Here is a 19,899-nt window from a genome sequence, read left to right on the forward strand (position 1 = left end):
GATTATGAAGAACAACCTGCGTTTCGTCAACAGGTCAGCGAAGTTTTTTTCGCTGCGGTCAGCGCTGGAAAACTCCTCAGCCCGACCACCCATCAACCCCGCAACCCTTGTCGCTGCTGCGTTTGCAGCGCGGTTTGTGTTGCGAGGGGGCGAATATTAAGGGAGCCAACGCAGGCTGGCAAGGGGTTTGTCATCAAAATTTCAGATTTTTCTGGAAATGACGATTACGGCACCTCAGCAGCGCGATGTCGGGCCCCTATATATAGAATCATCAATCCGGGACCGGTTCCCGCCCTCCCATCTCCAGAGGACACTCACCCATGACCATTGAAGCAACCTGGCTCGCCGCCTCGGGCGCGAGCGCCTGCGACCTGCGCAACGAGACCGCCACCTGGCGCGCGGACCTGGACGCCCCTGCAGGCGACCCGTCGCTCCCTAACCCCCATGACCTGCTCGACTCCGCGCTGGCCGCGTGCACCACGCTCACGCTCCAGGTGTACGCCAAGCGCAAGGGCTATGACCTACGCGAGGTGCACGTCTCGGTGCGGCACGAAGAGGCGCCCGGCACCTACAAGATGATCCGCACCGTCAAGATCGATGGAGAGCTGCCGCCGAACGTGCGCGAGGATCTGCTGCGCGTGGCCAACAAGTGCCCGGTGCACAAATCCCTGTCCGCCCAGATTTCGATCGAAACCACGCTGACCGCCTAAAGGCACCGCCATTCATTGACTCGACAAATGATAATGGTTATCATTTGAGTTCTCGGGTTTCTGACACGACCTGAGTCAGCAAATGGGTTACCGGACACGACTCGTGTCCGGCCTTTTTTGCTGGCGGCCCCAAAGGCCGATCCCGCCGTCATCATCCTGACCCACCTGTCGCGCAACGTTGTCCTACAGCGAGATCCACATCCCAAGCGCGAAACGCATCCCTCATACGTAGGGCTCCCTCGTCTCATTGGTTCGCTCGCCAACCAAGCCTGTGTTGTAACGCGCTCCGAACGCCACTTGGGCGCTTTCGTGGCCATGTACTGCGGCTTAACATGAAGCCAAAACAAGACATGGCAGCCAGCAGCAGGGAAGCATTGGAGCGGGGACATCTTGGCGAACTACATCGAAGAGTATTGCGCGCGCATCCGACGCGGCGGCGCGCGAGCCATTGCGGACAAACCCGTGATGGTGGATCAGGACGGGACGTACACCATGGCTTACGTGCCGTTCGAACATCGGAACGCCGATGCGCGCCTGGTGCTGGTCAGCACCACGCCGGGCCACACCCACGTGCGGCTCGCCGCATCGGTCACGGAGGAACTGCTGCTCGCGCATACGCCCGGGCGGAGCATCCAGCGCGAGAACAAGCGGCGTGTGGAACTGGGCGGCCGACTCGTGCGGCCCAACCTGATCCGCATGCTCGACCACTTCCGCGTGCCCGAGCTGATTGGGCAACCCCATGCGGCAGCCTTGTGGAACGATGGGTTCGACGCCATCCAGCCGCTTGCCCTGCTGCCCCATGCCACCACGCGACGCGGGCTCGCATTCGACGGCCCGCTCGACGAACTGCTCGATGTGCCCATGCTCCGCGCCGTCTTCGAGTCGCTGTTCCTCGCGCGGCTCGGGCAGTGCCATCGGCAGGCGCTCTTTATAGGACTGGGGCGCACGGCGTGGGCGGGGCTGCGGCATGCCGCCGGGTTGGGTCTGATCGATCGGGGCCAGATGCTGGGGATGATGCCGGTGCCCGCGCGCGCCGGCAGCATGGTGCGGTATTTCCTGCGCGAGATAACCGCCAACGACCTGTCGCCCAATGATCCCGTGCGCCACCGCATCGCGTGGCTGGACGCCGCGCACGCGGAGATGGAAGCCGGCGTGCGCCGCGTGCGTGCCGCCACGGGGCCAGCCAACCAGCCGGATCGGCTGATCGCCTGATACCGGCTGCAGTGTGACGCTGGCCCCACCTAAGTAGGGATCAGCGGCGCCCCCATGTGCCGATAACACTCCTTGAGGATTCTGACCTCCTCGCATTCCCGATTTGCGGCCCCCCATGTTGGTGGAGGGCCGCTATTTTTTTGGGATGGTCCGTAGCCTATGAGTGACATAAAATGTCACGCGAACATGATCTGGATCTAATGCGGCGCAAATGGGGAAATTTCACGCAGCGATTGCGGAAATTTCCCACAAATTAAGCGACGCTATCTCCATATACTGCCCAGTCAGTGATGACCCCTGGCCAGCCGCCCACGCGGCACGGCCACAAGGCAGCAACGCATGACCACCATCCTGATCGTCGACGATCACCCCGCGCTGCGGCTTGCCATGCGCGCCCATCTCTCCCAGTTGCTGGGCGTGAATGTACTGCTGGAAGCCGACAACGGCCAGAGCGCCATCGAGGCCGTGCGTCGACATAAACCCGACCTCGTCGTACTCGACCTCGACATCCCCCGCATGAGCGGGCTCGATGCCACGCCACGCATGCGCGCGCTCCATCCGGCCGTGCGTATCCTGATCCTGACCGCCCAGAATCCCACGCCGTTCGCCGCGCGCGCCTACCAGGCCGGCGCGCAGGGCTTCATCAGCAAGACGCAGGACATGGATGCCATCGTCCGCTGCGTGGAAAGCGTGCTCGGCGGCTTTACCGTGTTCCCGAACGGCGCGAGCGCCAATCCCGCCACGGCCGTCACGTTCAGCGACCCCTCGCACGAGTCCCGCATGGTCAGCGACGATGAAGGCCTGCGCAAGCTGTCGGACAAGGAGGTCGTCATCCTGCGCATGCTGGCACGCGGCATGAGCAACAAGATCATCGGCAACGCGCTGTTCATCAGCAACAAGACCGTCAGCAGCTACAAGGCGCGCATCATGGCCAAGCTGCGTGCCGAATCCCTGGTCGATCTGGTCGATTTCGCCCGACGTTGCCAGCTCACCCCGTGACCCGCGCCGGGGCCCGCCGCGTGTTGCCCCGCGCCGAACGCGAAGCCATGGGCGCGGCAGTGGCCAACGCGGCGCGGGATGACCCCGTGCTCTACCGGATGCTGCTCGCCCGGCTGATCGAGACCAACGAGGCGGACATGGCCAACCTGCAGCGGACGGTGGCGATGCGGGACTGGACCGGCGTGCAGCGCACCGTGCACCGCATCAAGGGGAGCGCTGCGCTGTCCCGCTGCCCGACGCTGGTGGCGGCGGGCAAGTCGCTGGAGTCCGCGGCGCGGCAGGGCAAGCCTGCCGTGATCGACGCGCTACTGCCGCGCTATGTCGCCATCGTGACCGAATTCAACGATGCGCTGATCGCCCTGCAGGCTGCCGCGCCCCCCGCCTGCCATCCCGATCCGGCCGAAGATACGTCGCCGTCCAGCCACATTCAGTGAATTTGATGACCCTGCCTACATCATGGCAGTGCAAGGCGCCGGTGGCACTGGCACACTGTGGGTCCATCCGGCCGCCCCCTTCTTTTCGCGCCGGACCCTTTTTCTGGCGGGAGACATGTCGTGGGTGATTTGCAGGCCTTGCTGGACAGCCACGGGCTGTCCCTGGTGTTCCTGAGCGTGCTGGCCGAGCAGGCCGGCCTGCCGGTGCCGGCCTATCCGATGATGTTCGTGGCGGGTGCGCTGTCGATGCAGGAGTCTGGTCCGTCGATTGGCGCCGTGCTGTTCGCGGTGATCTCCGCCTGCCTGATCGCCGATACGGCGTGGTACTTCGCCGGCAAGCGGCTGGGCCAGCCGATGCTGCGCACGATCTGCCGCGTCTCCCTCTCCCCCGACACCTGCATCCGGCAGACCCAGTCGCTCTACCTGCGCGTAGGCCCCCGCTCGCTCGTCTTCGCCAAGCTGCTGCCCGGCGCCGGCGCGCTCTCGACGGCCATGGCCGGCATGACTTCCACGCCGTTCATGACCTTCCTGTTCTACGACGCCCTCGGCGCGCTGGTCTGGGCTGGCGGCGCGCTGCTGGCGGGCGTGGTGTTCAGCGATTTCGTCGATACGATCCTGGCCGCCTTCAGCACCTACGGCCATATCGCCGTGCTGATTGCCGGCGGCGCCTTCGCGCTGTTCATTGCCTGGCGCTTCTGGCTGCGCTGGCGCATGCTGCGCCGCACGGGCCGGATTCCGCGGATGACGGTGATGGAGTTGGAATCGCGCCGCTCGACGGGCGCGCCGCCGCTGGTGGTGGACGTGCGCGCGCATGGCGTCGCTCCCATCGAGCGCATTCCCGGCGCGCTGGTCATGGAGCTGCACGCGCCGCTGGAAACGCTGGGCGAGCATTCGCCCGAACATGACATCGTGATCTACTGCGCCTGCCCCCATGAGATGTCCGCCGCCGTGCTGGCGGAGCGGCTGCGTGTGGCGGGCTACCGCCACACCTGGGCGCTGGCGGGCGGGTTCGACGAATGGAAGCGCCTGCAGGGCGCCTTGTCGACCCCGGCCGATGAGGCCAGCAACGACGCGGCCGACCCCGCCAAGCAGGCCTCCGCGCACTAATCCACCCGCCGTACCCCCGGAGCAACCGCCGCTTCCTATACTTGGCGCAGGCCATTGTGCAGGGAGGGCGGCATGCCAGGCGAAGACCCGGGTTGGGACGATGAAGCCGCGCGCGTGGCGCACCGCCGGCGCATGCTCGATATTCCCCGGCACAGCGCCGGCCAGACCTACGCGCTCGCCCTCTCCGGCGGCGGCATCCGCAGCGCCACGTTCTGCCTCGGCGTGATGCAGGCGATGGCCGAAGCGCCGAATCCCGCCCAGACGCCCGCCCGGACGCCCCTCGACACCCCGCCCTCCCCCACTGTCGCCGGCACCCAGTCGCTGCTGGCCCAGTTCGACTATCTCTCCACCGTCAGCGGCGGCGGCTACCTTGGCGCGTTCTTCGTCAGCCTGTTCGTGCCCGGACGGCTGCGGCGCGGCACCAGTGCCGTGCAGGCCGCGCAGGATGCCTACCGGACGATGCAATACGAACCGCCGGGGCGCATCCACACCTCGGTCTCCTATGCCGAGACCCCGGGCCGGGCCGCCGTGGCGTGGCTGCGCGAGAACGGCCGCTACCTCACCCCCACCGGCGCGGGCGACAACCTCTACGCCGCCGCCGTGGTGGTGCGAAACTGGCTGGCCATGCAATATGTGATTGGCAGTGCACTGCTGGTGCTACTGGCCGCGCTGGCGCTGGGGCTGCACCTGGCCACGGGCGCATGGCACGGACTCGCCCGCAACGAGATGGACCTGCTCCACGCCGCGCGCCTGGCGTTCTACGACGAACGGCTGGCCATCTGGTGGAGCCCCTTGCTCTGGCTGCCGGTGGCCTCCGCGCTGCTGTTCGCCGTGCCCCCCGGCATCGCGTTCTGGCTGGTCTACCCGCGTTCGGACGACCCGCGCCAGCCCGTGCGGGTGCTGAACAACGCCGTGCTGCTCGCGGCGCTGATCGGCGCGGCCTTCCTGGCCACCGCGTGGTGGTTCCAGCAGTTGCAGCCGTCGCCACGGCTGGCCTACGCCTGCTTCGCCATCGGCATCCTGGCCTGGCTGGGCGTGGCGTCCTGCCTGGTCATGGTGATGCCGGCCCCGCGCTCGGTGACCATGTTCCGCGTGCGCGCCACGCGGGCGCTGCGCACGGCGATGGGGGTCACCGGCGCGCTGGCCGCGCTGGGGCTTGCCGATACCGCCGCGCGCACCTGCTATCTCTATAGCTATCTGACCGTGCATCCGTGGGGCGCGCTCGGCCCGGCCGGCACGCTGGGCGTGCTGGTCTGGCTGGTCCGCTATGGCGCCAATCTGCTCGATAACGGCCACAAGGGCGCCGGCGATTCGTCCTGGCGCGCGATGCTGAACCGCCTGCCCGTCTCGCTGCTGGCCGGGGCGCTGGCGGCCGTGCTGGCATTGCTCGTCTTCGTGCTCTGGTCGTGGATCGTGCTCTGGGTGCGGTGGGATGGCGGCGAGCCGGTCGACTGGCTCGTCTTCGGCAAGGCCTGGACCACGCCCGCGCTGGCCGTGCTGACGGGGCTCGCGCTGGTCATGGCGATGGTGGTGGGGCGCTTCGCGGGCTTCCTGAACCTGTCCACGCTCCAGTCGTTCTACGCCTCCCGGCTCACGCGCGCCTATCTGGGCGCCTCCAACGGCAACCGCTTCACCGCCACGGCGGGCAGCCCGGACGCGCGGCAGCGCTTCAGCGTGGCCGAGCCCGCCCCGGACGACGCCCTGAGCCTCAACGACTATTACGATCCCCGCGTGCTGGCGCCGCTGCACCTGATCAACGTCACGCTGAACCTGACCGTCGATCCGGCCGAGCAGCTCGTGCAGCGCGACCGCAAGGGCAAGCCGCTGTGCGTCTCGCCGGGCCCCGCGCTGGCCCAGCCGGGCGCCCCGCAGCAACTGCCCGCCGATACCTACGTGCGATTCAGCGTCGATGGGCGGCCTTGCTGCGCGATGTCGCAGGAACGCACCTTCCGCCGTCATCCCGGCGAGATGGCCCACGCACGCACCGTGGGCGACTGGGTGGCGATCTCGGGCGCCGCCATCTCCACCGGTCTCGGCCGCGCCTCCACGCTGGGCACCTCGCTGCTGATGGGGTTCGCCAACCTGCGGCTCGGCGTCTGGTGGCCATCGCGGCTGGATGCTGGCAGCGGGCACGCCCCCATGCGCCGGCGCGGCGCGGCGGGGCGCGCGCGGCCCACGCTCGGCGTGCTGACCGGCCTGTTCCGCACGCAGTACTACCTCGGGTGCGAACTCGCCGCGCGCTTTCACGGCACGCGGCGGGGCTGGCAGTACCTGTCCGATGGCGGCCATTTCGAGAACACCGCCGTCTATGAACTGCTGCGCCCGGAGCGCCGCGTAGCGCTGATCGTGCTGTGCGACTGCGGCTGCGACGCCGACTACCGCTTCAAGGATCTCGCCAACCTGATCCGGCTGGCCCGCATCGACTTCGGACTCGAAATCGTGGTGGACACCGCCGCCGCGAGCGACCCGGTGCTCAAGACCGTGTTCGGCACCATGGATGACTTTGCCGCCGATGCCAGCCCGGAGAGCCGAATGAAGGTCGGGCTGCTGCTCAATGCCTTCGTGGCCGGCCAGGGCGGCGCCCCGGACGCCCCGCCAGTCACCCGCATCATCCTGCTGAAGCCGCGCCTCACACCCACCGCGCCGGCCGATGTGCGCCAGTACGGCGCCGTCCATCGCGACTTCCCGCAGCAAGGCACCGCCGACCAGTTCTTCGATGAAGCACAGTGGGAGAGCTACCGCGCGCTGGGGTTCGACATCGGCCGGCGCATTGCCCAGGGGCCCGTAGCGCAGCGGCTGTTCGGGTAACGCGCGTAGCCCCACGGTTAGCAGGGCTACTCGGCGGGCGCCAGCACGATTCGGCGCACGTGACTACCATAGCCCCGTTCCCGTCTCCACATGGCGCGCCGGTCACCCCGGCCGCGCCCCGCATCCATGATTCCGTATTCCCTGCTCGACCTTTCACCGATCGTGGAAGGCAGCGATGCCGGCCAGGCCATGCGCAACACGCTGGACCTGGCGCAGCACGCCGAACGCCTTGGCTATCGCCGCTTCTGGCTGGCCGAGCATCACAACATGCCCGGCATTGCCAGCGCGGCCACGTCCGTGCTGATCGGCTACGTGGCGAATGGCACGTCCACCATCCGCGTCGGCTCGGGCGGCGTGATGCTGCCGAACCACTCGCCGCTGGTGATTGCCGAGCAGTTCGGCACGCTGGCTGCGCTGTATCCGGGCCGCATCGACCTCGGGCTGGGCCGCGCGCCCGGCTCCGACCAGGCCACGGCGCGCGCGCTGCGCCGCCAGCTCAGCCACGACAGCGCCGACACCTTCCCGCAGGATGTGGAAGAGCTGCAGGCCTATTTCGATGAGGTGCGCCCGGGCCAGCGCCTGCGCGCGGTGCCCGGCGCGGGCCTGAAGGTGCCGCTGTGGCTGCTCGGATCGAGCCTGTTCAGCGCGCAATTGTCCGCCGCGATGGGGCTGCCGTTTGCGTTCGCGTCGCACTTCGCGCCCGGCTTCATGCGCCAGGCCGTGGACCTGTACCGGCGCACCTTCCGCCCGTCCGAACAGCTCGATCGCCCGCACGTGATGCTCGGCGTCAACGTGTTCGCCGCCGACACCGGTGACGAGGCGCGCCGGCTGTTCTCGTCGCTCCAGCAGCAGTTCCTGGCACTGGTGCGCGGCACGCCGGGCCAGCTCAAGCCGCCCGTGGACAACATGGACCTGCTCTGGGACGCCAGCGAGGCCGACCACATCCGCCGCTCGCTGGCCGTCTCGGTCGTGGGCGACCCCGCCGCCGTGCGCGACGGCCTGCAACGTTTCGTGGATGACCTGCGCCCCGACGAACTGATGCTGACCGGCCAGATCTACGATCACGCGGCGCGGCTCAAGTCGTTCGAGATTGCCGCGAAGGCGGTGCGCGCCCTGTCGCTCTCGCCCACGCAACTGGCCTGAACCGTCAGCGCCAGAAAGCAAAAACCGCGGCCAAGGCCGCGGTTTTTGTTTGCGTACGAGCCGGATCGATCAGGCCGTCGCCAGCCGGAACGCCGACACCGCGCGCATCATCGACTGGGCCTGCTCGGCCAGCGAATGGGCGGCGGCAGCCGCTTCCTCGACCAGTGCCGCGTTCTGCTGTGTCACCGAGTCCATCTGCGTCACGGCCTGGCCCACCTGCTCGATGCCGGTGCTCTGCTCGGCGGAAGCCGCGCTGATCTCGCCCATGATGTCGGTCACGCGGCGCACCGCACCCACCACCTCGTGCATGGTCTCGCCGGCCTTGGCCACCAGCAACGAGCCGTTGTCCACCTGCGCCACCGAGTTGTCGATCAGCGTCTTGATCTCCTTCGCGGCGTTGGCGCTGCGCTGGGCCAGACTGCGCACCTCGCCCGCCACCACGGCGAAGCCCCGGCCCTGCTCGCCGGCCCGCGCCGCTTCCACGGCCGCGTTCAGGGCCAGGATGTTGGTCTGGAAGGCGATGCCTTCGATCACGCCGATGATGTCGACGATCTGGCGCGAGGCGTTGTTGATCTCGCCCATCGTCGCCACCACCTCGCTGACCACCTCGCCGCCACGATTGGCAATGTCCGAGGCATTCACGGCCAGCGCGCTGGCCTGCCGCGCGTTGTCCGCGTTCTGGCGCACGATGCCGGTCAGCTCTTCCATGCTCGACGCGGTCTGCTCAAGTGCCGAAGCCTGCTCTTCGGTGCGCTGGGAGAGATCGGTATTGCCCGCCGAGATCTGGTCCGTGGCCGTGGCGATGGAACCCGCCGCGCCGCGAATCTCGCCCAGCGTGCCCGCCAGGCGGGTCTGCATGCGCTGCATGGCGGCCAGCACGCTCTGCTCGTCGCCAGCGCGCACGGTCACCGGCACGGTCAGGTCGCCGCCGGCGATGCGCGTGACCGCTTCCACCGCGTAGGCCGGCTCGCCGCCGAGGCTGCGCTTGACGGTGCGCATCAGCCAGAGCATCACCGCCGCGATCAGCGCGCCAATCAGCAGCGTGCTGACGAGGGCGTTGATCAGGTTGGCGCGGAACGCGTCTTCCACATCGACCAGGAACACGCCGGTGGCCACGAACCAGTCCCAGTCCGCCACGTAGCGGCCGTAGGTCAGCTTGCGCTGCGGGTTTTCGGTGCCGGGCAGGCGGCCACGGTAGGTCGAGAAACCAGCCTCGGGGCCCGTGGTGCGGCGCGCGCCTTCCAGGATCGCGCGGTAGACGTAGACGCCATCCGGGTCCTTGAACTCGCCGACCTGGTTGCCTTCCGTCTGCGGCAGGCCCGGGTTCAGGATCACCTGCGGCTTGGAATCGATGATGAACAGGTAGCCGTTCTGGCCGAAACGCATCGCGCGCAGCGCGTCCTTGGCGGCGGTCTGGGCGTCTTCCTTCGACATCTGGCCCTTGGCGGCACGCGCCGCGTACAGCTTGACGATGCCCTCGCCGGTGGCGACCAGCGACTGCAGGCTCTCGCGCCGCTCGCCCATCATCACGGACCTGGTGTGGAAGGCGTTCCAGGTGCCGAGCGCGAGCAGCAGCAGCCACATGACGGCAAGCGCCGCCCAGAGTTTGGTGTTCAGAGTGAGACGGTTCATGATCGGGAGGCTGTTGGGAATTCCCTGGGATTAACGACGCCGCAGCCACATTCCCTTAGCTTCCGTTAGCACCAGGGGGCCAAGATGGGCGATGATCGGGAAAATTGCGCCGCACTGTCCACCTGGAGCCCCCTGCCATGACCGCTCAGCCGTCCGCCGCCTTCTCCTTCATCGATCCAGACCCCGCCGAGGCCGATCCGCTGCAGGGCGAGCTGGCGCTGCTGGACCACGCCGCCCTGCGCGGCCCGGTGGCGCAGTTGTGGGAGGCGCCGCTGTCACTGGTGATTCCGCGCAGCTACCTGCGCCAGCCCGGCATCGAGGCCGCCCGCGCGGACTTTGCCGCCCGGGGCTGCCCGGTCTGGCTGCGCATGTCGGGCGGCGGGCTGGTGCCGCAGGGGCCGGGCATCCTGAACGTGAGCCTGGCCTACGCGGTGCCGAAGGGCGCGGCTACGTGGATGGAGCCCGTCTATATCCACCTGTGCGATGTGCTGGCGGACGGGATGCGCCAGCTGGGCGTGGAAACGCACTGGCAGGCGGTGGAGGGGTCGTTCTGCGACGGGCGCTACAACCTGGCCTGGGGGCCGGGCGATGCAGCGCGCAAGATCGCCGGCACCGCGCAGTACTGGCGCCGCGCGCCGGCCGCCGCGCAATCGGACGATGGCCAGCGCCATCTGGTGCTGGCGCACGCCATCCTGCTGGTGAGCGCGGACCCGGTCGAGATCAATGCCCGCGCCAATGCGTTCGAGGCGGCCATCGGGAGCGGCCGGCACTACGACCCGGCCAAGGTGGTCAGCGTGCGCGAGGCGGCCGGCATCGAGGACGATCCCCAACTGACGTCGCGCGTGGCCGAGGCGATCCGCGCCGCCATCGCCCGCACGCCGCCGCCGGGCGCCTAGCGCGCCGTGAAGCGGATGTCGCCGTACCAGGCGCGCGCGTTGGCGCCGGTGTTGTCGGTATCGGTCATCAGGCCATAGCCCAGCAGCTTGCCGGGCTTTTCGCGGAAGACCTTCTGGAAGTCCGCACTCACATTGCGGCGCAGCTTCTGCCATTTGCCGGCATCGGCCGCGCCGCCCACCACGATCATCTGCACCCGGTTGGTATGCGGATTGGCGATGACCGTGCCCACCGGCGCGCTGTTGGTCCAGATATACATCAGCGTGGCGTAGGGCAGCTTGTCGCCGACCGCGCCCGAGATGGCCATGCCGGCGCGCTCGCCAATCGACAGGTTGCTGCTTTCGCCGTCGAAGAAGAACACCAGCCGGGCGGGGGCGTCCTCGCGCTTGGCGTCGCGGTTGTCGGCGTCCGGGATCGGGCCGGCCACCTTCCAGCGCCATTGCACCACCGGCGTGGCCGCGAGGTCGAAGTCGCCGGCGTGGATCAGGCCGGAGGCGGCGCCGGTGGCATCGGCCTCGAGCACCGTGGTGCCCTGGTCGGCCACCAGCGCGTAGCGCGTGAGGGCCTTGCCGCTGACCACGGGCTTGTTCTGCCAGCCCTCCGGCAGCGCGCCGCCGGGCCGGCTGGCCGAGAAGGCAACGCCGGGGTCGTCGGCACGGGCCGCCGTGGCAAGGGTCATGGCCGAGGCCGCCACCATGGCGGCGAGCATCGGCAATATCGGACGAGTAAGACGAAGGACCGGGGCGCGCATCGTGACCGCCTTTTGTTATGGTGACGGGTGAAATTCAGATCATTCGCATGGACTGCTCAGTCCATTGTAGAAAGCGCCGCCGGCCCGCACCGTGCGGCGTAGGCCGAAATCGGCTTCGGACAGACGCTGACAGGATCTGGCGCGCCCTCGCCACAAGTACCGCATTCGCCACTTCACATACCTGCTTACAAACTGGCCCACGGCCGGGCCGCAGGCCGGTGGTATCGTGCTGCCTCGCGCGGTGCGGGTCTGGCCGCGCGCCGTCATCTCCGCTCCCCTGATTCCGCATGCGTGCTGCTGTCGTTCGATCCCTGTTGTCCGCGGTCCTGATGTTGGCCGCGCCCGTGTCCGTGCTGGCCGACGGCACCTTCCCGGCGTCCGAGACCCCGGAGCCGCCTGCCGCCGTCACGCCGGTGGCGTTCGCCAAGCCCACCGCCAAGCTGCCGCCGCTGCGCTTCCTGCTGACATTCGACGATGGCCCGGACGCCGGCCCGGATGGCAGCACGCCGCTGATCCTGCGCCAGTTGGCCGACAACCCGATTGCGCCCGGCATCAAGGCCATCTTCTTCGTCCAGACCGCGCATCCGCGCCGGGGCGGCGGCGCGGCCGGGCGCGCCCAGATGCGCGACACCTGCGCCGCCGGCCACCTGCTCGCCGTGCACAGCGGCGTGGTGGAGGGCCATGTCTCCCATACCAAGCTGGCGCCGACCGAGCTGGCGGCGTCGCTGCGCGCGGGCGAGGCGGACATCGCCGCCCAGTGCCGCCACGTGGCACAACTGGTGCGGCCGCCCAACTGGGCCTATAACGATGAGACGCGGGGCGTCTACCAGGGACTGGGCCTGGGCATGCTCATGGCCGACGCCAACGCGCGCGACGGCAAGATCTACGGCTGGCACATCAGCCTGCGGCGGCGCTCCCATATGGTGAGCGAGCTGGAGCAGGTGCGCGCGGCCATCGGCGCGCGGCGGCTCCAGCCGGTGAACGGCGTGGTGCCGGTGGTGGTGAGCTTTCATGACACCAACGACTACACGGCGTCGCACATGACCGAGTACCTCCAGATCCTCGTCGATGCCGCGCGCGAGAACGGCCTGCCGCTGGCCGATCCGCCCTTCTATACCGACGCCCGCGCCGCCGAACGCGCCGCTTTGGTGCGTGCCAGGGACGGCGACTACGCGCGGCAAAGCTGGCCCTGACCGGCGCCTGCTCCGGCAGGGCCCAATCGGCCATGCGGCACCGCACGAGGAATTCGTAGAAGTGCTACGCTAACGGCCCGTGGTGCCCTAACCGGAGAATCACCGTGCCCCGCAAGACCCCCATCGAACGCTATCGCAACATCGGTATCAGCGCGCATATCGACGCCGGCAAGACGACGACGACCGAGCGCATCCTGTTCTACACCGGCGTGAACCACAAGCTGGGCGAGGTGCATGACGGGGCCGCCACCATGGATTGGATGGAGCAGGAGCAGGAGCGCGGCATCACCATCACGTCGGCCGCCACCACGGCCTTCTGGAAGGGGATGGCGGGGAACTACCCCGAGCATCGCATCAACATCATCGACACCCCCGGCCACGTGGACTTCACCATCGAGGTGGAACGCTCCATGCGCGTGCTCGACGGCGCCTGCATGGTGTACGACGCCGTGGGCGGCGTGCAGCCGCAGTCGGAAACCGTCTGGCGCCAGGCCAACAAGTACAAGGTGCCGCGCATCGCGTTCGTCAACAAGATGGACCGCGTGGGCGCCGACTTCTTCCGCGTGCAGACCCAGATCGCCGATCGCCTGAAGGGCAACGCCGTGCTGATCCAGATTCCGGTCGGCGCCGAGGATCATTTCCAGGGCGTGGTCGATCTCGTGAAAATGCGCGCCATCGTCTGGGACGATACGAGCCAGGGCGTGCACTTCGAGTACACCGACATCCCGGCCGCGCTGCAGGCCACCGCGCAGGAATGGCGCGAGAAGATGGTCGAGGCCGCCGCCGAAGCCAGCGAGGACCTGCTCGAGCGCTACCTGAGCGGCGAGCCGCTGACCGAGGAAGAGATCAAGGCCGGGCTGCGCAAACGCACCATCGCCGGTGAAATCGTGCCGATGCTATGCGGCAGCGCCTTCAAGAACAAGGGCGTGCAGGCGATGCTGGACGCGGTGATCGACTACCTGCCGTCGCCGGCGGACGTGCCCGCCATCCTCGGCCACACCGAGGACGACAAGGAAGCCGAGCGCCACCCGAACGACGACGAGCCGTTCTCGGCGCTCGCCTTCAAGATCATGACCGACCCGTTCGTCGGCCAGCTGATCTTCTTCCGCGTGTATTCGGGCGTGGTGAATTCGGGCGACACGGTCTACAACCCGGTCAAGTCCAAGCGCGAACGGCTGGGGCGCATCCTCCAGATGCACGCCAACGTCCGCAACGAGATCAAGGAAGTGCGCGCCGGCGACATCGCCGCGGCCGTGGGCCTCAAGGAGGCCACCACGGGCGACACCCTGTGCGATCCCGACAAGGTCATCATCCTCGAACGCATGACTTTCCCGGAGCCGGTGATCTCGCAGGCCGTGGAACCGAAGACCAAGGCCGACCAGGAGAAGATGGGCATCGCCCTGAACCGGCTGGCCCAGGAAGACCCGTCGTTCCGCGTGGCGACCGACGAGGAGTCCGGCCAGACCATCATCTCGGGCATGGGCGAGCTGCACCTGGAAATCCTGGTGGACCGGATGAAGCGCGAGTTTGGCGTGGAGGCCTCGGTCGGCAAGCCGCAGGTGGCCTACCGCGAGACCATCAAGAGCACCGCCAAGGACGTGGAAGGCAAGTTCATCAAGCAGTCGGGCGGGCGCGGCCAGTACGGCCACGTGGTGCTGAACCTCGAGCCGATGCCGCAGGGCGGCGGCTATGCCTTCGTCGATGCCATCAAGGGCGGCGTGGTGCCGCGCGAGTTCATCCCGGCGGTGGACAAGGGCATCAAGGAGACGCTGGAAGCCGGCGTGCTGGCCGGCTACCCGGTGGTGGACGTGAAGGCGACGCTGGTGTTCGGCTCGTACCACGATGTGGATTCGAACGAAAACGCGTTCCGCATGGCGGGTTCCATGGCGTTCAAGGAAGGCATGCGCCGCGCCAAGCCGGTGCTGCTGGAGCCGATGATGTCCGTGGAGGTGGAAACGCCCGAGGAATTCACCGGCAACGTGATGGGCGACCTCTCCTCGCGGCGCGGCATGGTGCACGGCATGGAAGACATCGCGGGCGGCGGCGGCAAGATCGTGCGCGCCGAGGTGCCGCTGGCGACGATGTTCGGCTACTCCACCTCGCTGCGCTCCCTCACCCAGGGCCGCGCCACCTTCACGATGGAGTTCAAGCACTACGCCGAAGCCCCGGCCAACGTGGCCGAGGCGGTGATCAGCTCGCGCAAGAACTGAGCACGGGTGTTCTCCCCTTCCCGGAGGGAGCGGGGAGAACACCATGCGCCACCCGTCATCGATTCATGGCATGATGCTCCGGCGGCCACACGCCGCCTCATCCACTGCTACGGGAGCGCACCATGATGGCATTCCTCGGTACTGTGCTGGTTGGACTTGTCGTGGGGCTCATCGCCCGCGCCATCAAACCTGGCGACGACAAGATGGGCTGGATCATGACGATCCTGCTGGGCGTGCTTGGCGCGCTGGCGGCCGGCTACATCGGCCGGTCGATGGGGTACTACCAGCCGGGCGAGGCCGCCGGATGGATTGCCTCGGTCATCGGTGCCATCGTGCTACTGGTGATATACGACCTGGTTCGCCGTAAGAACTGAAGCGCCTTCCTTGCCGCACCGCTGCAGCGCGGTGGTGCTGCCCGGGGCGGCCATCGCCGCGACCTGCGGCGCCACCGAGCGCAGCACGCGCACCGCCAGCGCGCTCGTGAACGCGTAGCGCGCCGCGTACGGCTCGCGCACGTGGATCGTCACCGTGCCGAAATAGCGGTCCCCCAGCAGGAACACGAAGGTGGCCGACCGGTTGACCGAGCGCGACGAAATTACGCGCCCGCCCGGACCATAGGTCTGGAAGCGCTGGTCGCCCGTACCGGTCTTGCCGCCAATCATCAGTGGCGCGCCGGGCTGCCCCGGCCGGCTGACCGGCGTGAAGGCCCCCCGGATCGACTTGGCCGTGCCACTCTCCACCACATCGAACATCGAACGCCGCACCAGCGCGGCAATCTCCGGCGCAATCAGCACCTTGCCTGGCCCCGGGCGCAGGGCGTATGTCGTGGCATAGGGGGTGTCGGCGGCAAAGGCAAGCGTGCGGATCGTGGACGGCTGGGCATCCACGCCATTGCCGAGGATGATGCCGGCCAGCTCCGACAGCGCCGCCGGGCGGTCACCCGAGGCACCGATGGCCGTGGCGTACGACGGCGTCAGCGAATCGAACGGATAACCGAGCCGCTGCCAGCGCTTGGCCACCTTGTCGAACGCCTCCTTCTCCAGCAGCGTGCGGATGCGGGCGTCCTGCCCCAGCTTGCTGCGGGTCTTGAACAGCCACTTGTAGACGTATTGCCGCTCGTCCGCGCTGGCCTTGAGCACCTCGCTCAGCGTGGCATCCGGGTTGTTGCCGAGGTATTCCACCATCCACAGTTCCAGCGGATGGATGCGCGACAGGTAGCCCCGGTCGTTCAGGTCGAATTTGTCCTTCCCGTACTTGTCGTAGAGCTTGTGCAGGTCTTCCTCGGACGGCTGCTTCTGCTTGGGCAGCCGTGCGCGCACCAGGCCGGCGTAGGTGTCGAAATCGGTGGCCGGCCGGGCGCTCAGCAGCGTCACCGAGAGGCGCACGGCCCCAAGGTAGGGCGTCGGCTGCTTCACGCGACCTAGCAGAACGTTCAAACGCTCATCCGAAGTCTTGCCCCGGTAGCGCTGCCAGAACGCCGTCATATAGGAGCTGCCTTCCTCATCGGCAAAGCGCTCCAGGTACGGGCGGCGGCCCGGGTCGCTGCGATCCTCCATCAGCGCGGTGGCTTCCGGGTGGGCCTGGTGGACTTCGTACTTCACGATGTCGCGCATCATCCGGATGAATACGAGATTGACCGAATGCTGGAAGGCCACGCGCACCGTCATCTGGCGCTCGCCCTCCCATTTCTCGAAGTTCGTGAAGCTCTGCATGCCGCCGCCGGTGTAGAACGCCTCGCCGGCATTGCCCGAATACTTGCGCTCCATCGCGGCTTCGAGGATGGCCCCGCGCGAGCGCTCGGCCGGCGTCTTGGCCTTGATCAGCGTGTCGATCACCCAGCGGGTCAGCGCGTCCTGGCGCGGCACCTGGATCGCGGCCAGCTCGGCCCGGCTCAGGCTGACGTGGCGATCGTAGATCTCGTTGATGACTTCCAGATAGGTGACCAGCGTGCGCAGCTTGGCGGTGGAGCCCAGGTTCAGCCGCGCCCCCGCGTTGATGTCGAACGGCTGGTCGACATTGTCGGCCTGCACCCGCACCAGGCTGGCGTTGCCCACGCGCTCGAACAGCGTGAAGCTGGCCACGAGCCGCGACGGGTCGTCGCCCTCGCGCAGCAGGTTCTTGCCGTACAGGCCCATCTCGTGGGCATCGGTCTTGTTGCGGATGCGCAGCAGCGTGTCCGTGACCATGCGTTGCACTTCACGGTTGATGCTGCTGTCGACGGTCAGGTCGAGGCGGTCCAGCGCGTAGCGGCTGTCCACGCCCAGCAGGTGCGACACATCGTTACGCACCTGGTTGACCGCCTTGCGCGTCACCCAGGGCGCCGGGTCGGGCCGCTGCGGCGGGGCCGCCTTGTCCAGCGACTGCGCCAGCGCGGCGTCGCGCAACTCCGGAGTGATGGTATTGGTGGCCGCCAGCAGCCGCAGGTAGCTGCCAGTCAGCGCGTCCAGGTTGGTATCGTCGCGCCGCAGGTGATACGACGGCCGGCGCTGCGAGACGATCAGCGACAGCGCGCGCTTGTACGCCTGGGCCTCGCGCGGGGTGGGGCGGCGCGGGTCCATGTTGCGGATCAGCGCGTTGACCTCGCCGAAGTCCTCGCCGTACCAGACGTACAGCCCGTCGCCAATGCCGTTGATCTCGCCATGCCCCACGCGCGCGGAGAGCGGCACCGTGTTCAGGTAGTCGAGCACGATGTTTTCGCGGGCGCGCTGGGTGTCGGGACCGTTGACATAGGCGCGCAGCGAGGCCGAGGTCATCTGGCGGAACTTGTCTGGAATCGACTGGGTCCGCCCCTCGGGCGAATGGCGGAATTTCTCGATCTGGGTGGCGAGCGTGCTGCCGCCGGCCGAGTCGTGGTGCCGGTCGGCCAGCTTCACGGCCTGGTCGAGCACCGCGCGCGAGAACCGGCGCCAGTCCACGGCCGGATTCATCATCGGATACTCGGGATTGAGCAGGTTCTGGTTCTCGACGTAGAGCAGCGACGCCACCACCACCTTCGGCACCGCGTCGAAACTATCGTACTGGCGTTGGGGATAGCGTTCGAAGGCAAGCGTCAGCGCGTTGCAGTCGCGCACGATCAGGCCGGCCTGGTTTTTCTCTCGGTAGGGCGGAAAGATGCCCTCGTCCATCAGCCGGACGAGATCCGGCGACATGCGCACCTGCGCGCTCGTGGCAAACCCGTGCCGCAGCAGGCGCTCGCCGAACTCGGGCAGGCGCTCGTAGCCCAGGCGCTCGTCGTACGGACCGGAATGGGGATAACGGATGCTGTCGCTCGCGCCGGGCTGGATTTCGTAGGTCAACGACTTGCCCAGCCGGCTCATGTACAGAGCCTGCCATTGCGACGTGCGAACCTCGTGCGTGACGAGGGTCACAACCATGTAGGCGCCGCCACATACGGCAACCGCCAAGCCAGCGAGAATCCAGCGACGACGTGACACGTTTCGGCATCCGGTTGCGCTTGCGCCCACCAGTTCCGGGGCGCCACCAGCTTTTTCATTGCAGGCTGCCGCGCCAGCATCGGCGTGCGACGGCCTGTATTGATATTACTAGCAACCAGCGTGGAGTGGCATGCCGAAGTGGGCTGGCGCACGCTTTCAAACACGGAATTTCTTGCGGCGCCGTGCCCGGCACGCAACACGTGGCGGGCCGGCACGCCACACGGGTGCCGCGAGCCGCCCGCGCGTCACACGCGGGCGGTGCGGCCATGTCAGTTTTGCACTGACCGGCTTATGCCGATGCCGCCGCCGATGCCACCGGGCGCCCGCCGAACGGATAGCTCGGATCGGTGTAGCCGGGCGTGGAAGCATGGCCGCGCGGCACGAGCTTATCGACCAGCGCCTCTTCCTGCGCCGAAATCGCGACGTTCACTGCGCCGAAGTAGTCCTCGAACTGCGCCAGCGTGCGCGGCCCGGCGATCACGCTGCTGATGATCGGGTTGGCCAGCACCCAGGCCGTGGCGAACTGGCCCGGCGTGATGCCGCGCCCTTCGGCATGCGCCTTGAGCTGCTGGGCGATGACCAGCGACTCCTCGCGAAACTCGGTTTCCATCATGCGGCGGTCCGCCCGGCCGGCGCGGCTGTCCGCGTCCGGCTTCTGGCCCGGCAAATACTTGCCGGTCAGCACGCCGCGCGCGATCGGGCTGTAAGGCACCACGCCCAGGCCGAAATGTTCGCAGGCCGGCAGGATTTCCACCTCCGGCATCCGGTTCAGCAGGTTGTAGTACGGCTGGCAGGCCACCGGGCGCGGCACGCCCAGGCGGTCGCACAGGTTGGCGATCTCGGCGATACGCCAGCCGCGGAAATTCGACACGGCCCAGTAGCGGATCTTGCCGGCGCGGATCAGGTCGCCCATGGCGCGCACCGGTTCCTCAAGATTGGCGCCGGCGAAGTCGCGGTGCAGGTAGAGGATGTCCACATAGTCGGTGGCCAGCCGGCGCAGGCTGTCTTCCACCTCGCGCAGGATCCACGTACGTGAATAGTTCGACTGGTTCGGACGGCTGCCCATCAGGTTGCCCAGCTTGGTGGCAAGCACCCAGTCGTGGCGGTCGGCGATCAGCAGGCGGCCCACCATCTGCTCGGAACCGCCCTTGCTGTAGACGTCGGCGGTGTCGATGAAATTGACGCCGTGGTCGCGTGCGCTGCCCACGATGCGGGCGGCCTCGGCCTCGTCGGTCTGGTCGGCGAACATCATCGTGCCCAGACACAGGGCGGAAACCTTCAGGTTGCTGGCGCCGAGGCGGCGGTACTGCATGGTGAAATCTGGCATGGCGAATTCCCAGGGTAGTCGAGGCCGAAGCAAAGGGTCTGGCGG

General features: G+C 67.9%; 15 protein-coding genes. 11 read left to right on the forward strand and 4 right to left on the reverse strand.

The features are described from left to right. Window positions 1-320: 320 nt before the first annotated feature. From AC1DFU_RS26790 to AC1DFU_RS26820, 7 genes are all read left to right on the forward strand, one after another. Window positions 321-710, forward strand: coding sequence for an OsmC family protein (locus AC1DFU_RS26790; protein WP_092301581.1), 390 nt, complete (start codon window positions 321-323; stop codon window positions 708-710). Between the two features lie 390 nt (window positions 711-1,100). Then, window positions 1,101-1,922: a hypothetical protein gene (locus tag AC1DFU_RS26795; protein ID WP_092301584.1), complete on the forward strand. Its 822-nt coding sequence runs from the start codon at window positions 1,101-1,103 to the stop codon at window positions 1,920-1,922. Between the two features lie 339 nt (window positions 1,923-2,261). Then, window positions 2,262-2,921 (forward strand): response regulator transcription factor, encoded by a 660-nt coding sequence (locus tag AC1DFU_RS26800; RefSeq protein ID WP_092301587.1) that lies wholly within the window; start codon window positions 2,262-2,264, stop codon window positions 2,919-2,921. 20 nt (window positions 2,922-2,941) lie between these two features. Continuing rightward, window positions 2,942-3,355 (forward strand): Hpt domain-containing protein, encoded by a 414-nt coding sequence (locus AC1DFU_RS26805; protein WP_441593701.1) that lies wholly within the window; start codon window positions 2,942-2,944, stop codon window positions 3,353-3,355. Window positions 3,356-3,475: 120 nt separating this feature from the next. After that, window positions 3,476-4,462, forward strand: a complete 987-nt coding sequence (locus AC1DFU_RS26810; RefSeq protein WP_092301593.1) for a DedA family protein/thiosulfate sulfurtransferase GlpE — start codon at window positions 3,476-3,478, stop codon at window positions 4,460-4,462. Window positions 4,463-4,534: 72 nt separating this feature from the next. Continuing rightward, window positions 4,535-7,270 (forward strand): patatin-like phospholipase domain-containing protein, encoded by a 2,736-nt coding sequence (locus AC1DFU_RS26815; protein ID WP_441593702.1) that lies wholly within the window; start codon window positions 4,535-4,537, stop codon window positions 7,268-7,270. Window positions 7,271-7,396: 126 nt separating this feature from the next. Next, window positions 7,397-8,413, forward strand: a complete 1,017-nt coding sequence (locus AC1DFU_RS26820) for an LLM class flavin-dependent oxidoreductase (protein WP_092301599.1) — start codon at window positions 7,397-7,399, stop codon at window positions 8,411-8,413. A 69-nt stretch (window positions 8,414-8,482) separates the two neighbouring features. On the opposite strand, the gene AC1DFU_RS26825 is transcribed toward AC1DFU_RS26820, so the two are convergent. Beyond that, window positions 8,483-10,045: a methyl-accepting chemotaxis protein gene (locus tag AC1DFU_RS26825; RefSeq protein WP_092301602.1), complete on the reverse strand. Its 1,563-nt coding sequence runs from the start codon at window positions 10,043-10,045 to the stop codon at window positions 8,483-8,485. 137 nt (window positions 10,046-10,182) lie between these two features. Between AC1DFU_RS26825 and AC1DFU_RS26830 the strand changes: the two genes are divergently transcribed. Next, window positions 10,183-10,941: a lipoate--protein ligase family protein gene (locus AC1DFU_RS26830; protein WP_441593703.1), complete on the forward strand. Its 759-nt coding sequence runs from the start codon at window positions 10,183-10,185 to the stop codon at window positions 10,939-10,941. Here AC1DFU_RS26830 and AC1DFU_RS26835 read toward each other — a convergent pair. Continuing rightward, the gene (locus AC1DFU_RS26835; protein ID WP_177220022.1) at window positions 10,938-11,648 is read right to left on the reverse strand and encodes a DUF3047 domain-containing protein; all 711 of its coding nucleotides are present in this window, start codon (window positions 11,646-11,648) and stop codon (window positions 10,938-10,940) included. The genes AC1DFU_RS26830 and AC1DFU_RS26835 overlap by 4 nt on opposite strands. 371 nt (window positions 11,649-12,019) lie before the next feature. Here AC1DFU_RS26835 and AC1DFU_RS26840 point away from each other — a divergent pair, with 371 nt between their 5' ends. The 3 genes from AC1DFU_RS26840 to AC1DFU_RS26850 all read left to right on the forward strand — a co-directional run bounded on the left by AC1DFU_RS26840 (window position 12,020) and on the right by AC1DFU_RS26850 (window position 15,467). Then, window positions 12,020-12,883 (forward strand): polysaccharide deacetylase family protein, encoded by an 864-nt coding sequence (locus AC1DFU_RS26840; RefSeq protein WP_255371001.1) that lies wholly within the window; start codon window positions 12,020-12,022, stop codon window positions 12,881-12,883. Between the two features lie 104 nt (window positions 12,884-12,987). Beyond that, the gene (gene fusA, locus AC1DFU_RS26845; RefSeq protein WP_092301611.1) at window positions 12,988-15,093 is read left to right on the forward strand and encodes an elongation factor G; all 2,106 of its coding nucleotides are present in this window, start codon (window positions 12,988-12,990) and stop codon (window positions 15,091-15,093) included. Window positions 15,094-15,215: 122 nt separating this feature from the next. Next, on the forward strand, window positions 15,216-15,467 hold the full coding sequence (locus AC1DFU_RS26850) for a GlsB/YeaQ/YmgE family stress response membrane protein (RefSeq protein ID WP_092301614.1): 252 nt from the start codon (window positions 15,216-15,218) through the stop codon (window positions 15,465-15,467). Here AC1DFU_RS26850 and AC1DFU_RS26855 read toward each other — a convergent pair. Next, the gene (locus AC1DFU_RS26855) at window positions 15,429-18,467 is read right to left on the reverse strand and encodes a transglycosylase domain-containing protein (protein ID WP_441593704.1); all 3,039 of its coding nucleotides are present in this window, start codon (window positions 18,465-18,467) and stop codon (window positions 15,429-15,431) included. The genes AC1DFU_RS26850 and AC1DFU_RS26855 overlap by 39 nt on opposite strands. A gap of 349 nt (window positions 18,468-18,816) precedes the next feature. Then, window positions 18,817-19,854: an aldo/keto reductase gene (locus AC1DFU_RS26860; protein ID WP_092301620.1), complete on the reverse strand. Its 1,038-nt coding sequence runs from the start codon at window positions 19,852-19,854 to the stop codon at window positions 18,817-18,819. Window positions 19,855-19,899: the final 45 nt, after the last annotated feature.

It is taken from the genome of Cupriavidus sp. 10L45 (assembly GCF_056395225.1).

What these genes read in the sequence shown, in the direction of transcription:
- AC1DFU_RS26850 (WP_092301614.1), top strand. Translation starts at nt 15,216, where the DNA reads ATGATGGCATTCCTCGGTACTGTGCTGGTTGGACTTGTCGTGGGGCTC.
- AC1DFU_RS26860 (WP_092301620.1), bottom strand. Translation starts at nt 19,854, where the DNA reads ATGCCAGATTTCACCATGCAGTACCGCCGCCTCGGCGCCAGCAACCTG.
- AC1DFU_RS26825 (WP_092301602.1), bottom strand. Translation starts at nt 10,045, where the DNA reads ATGAACCGTCTCACTCTGAACACCAAACTCTGGGCGGCGCTTGCCGTC.
- AC1DFU_RS26815 (WP_441593702.1), top strand. Translation starts at nt 4,535, where the DNA reads ATGCCAGGCGAAGACCCGGGTTGGGACGATGAAGCCGCGCGCGTGGCG.
- AC1DFU_RS26835 (WP_177220022.1), bottom strand. Translation starts at nt 11,648, where the DNA reads ATGCTCGCCGCCATGGTGGCGGCCTCGGCCATGACCCTTGCCACGGCG.
- AC1DFU_RS26790 (WP_092301581.1), top strand. Translation starts at nt 321, where the DNA reads ATGACCATTGAAGCAACCTGGCTCGCCGCCTCGGGCGCGAGCGCCTGC.
- AC1DFU_RS26840 (WP_255371001.1), top strand. Translation starts at nt 12,020, where the DNA reads ATGTTGGCCGCGCCCGTGTCCGTGCTGGCCGACGGCACCTTCCCGGCG.
- AC1DFU_RS26855 (WP_441593704.1), bottom strand. Translation starts at nt 18,467, where the DNA reads ATGGTTGTGACCCTCGTCACGCACGAGGTTCGCACGTCGCAATGGCAG.
- AC1DFU_RS26830 (WP_441593703.1), top strand. Translation starts at nt 10,183, where the DNA reads ATGACCGCTCAGCCGTCCGCCGCCTTCTCCTTCATCGATCCAGACCCC.
- AC1DFU_RS26820 (WP_092301599.1), top strand. Translation starts at nt 7,397, where the DNA reads ATGATTCCGTATTCCCTGCTCGACCTTTCACCGATCGTGGAAGGCAGC.
- AC1DFU_RS26800 (WP_092301587.1), top strand. Translation starts at nt 2,262, where the DNA reads ATGACCACCATCCTGATCGTCGACGATCACCCCGCGCTGCGGCTTGCC.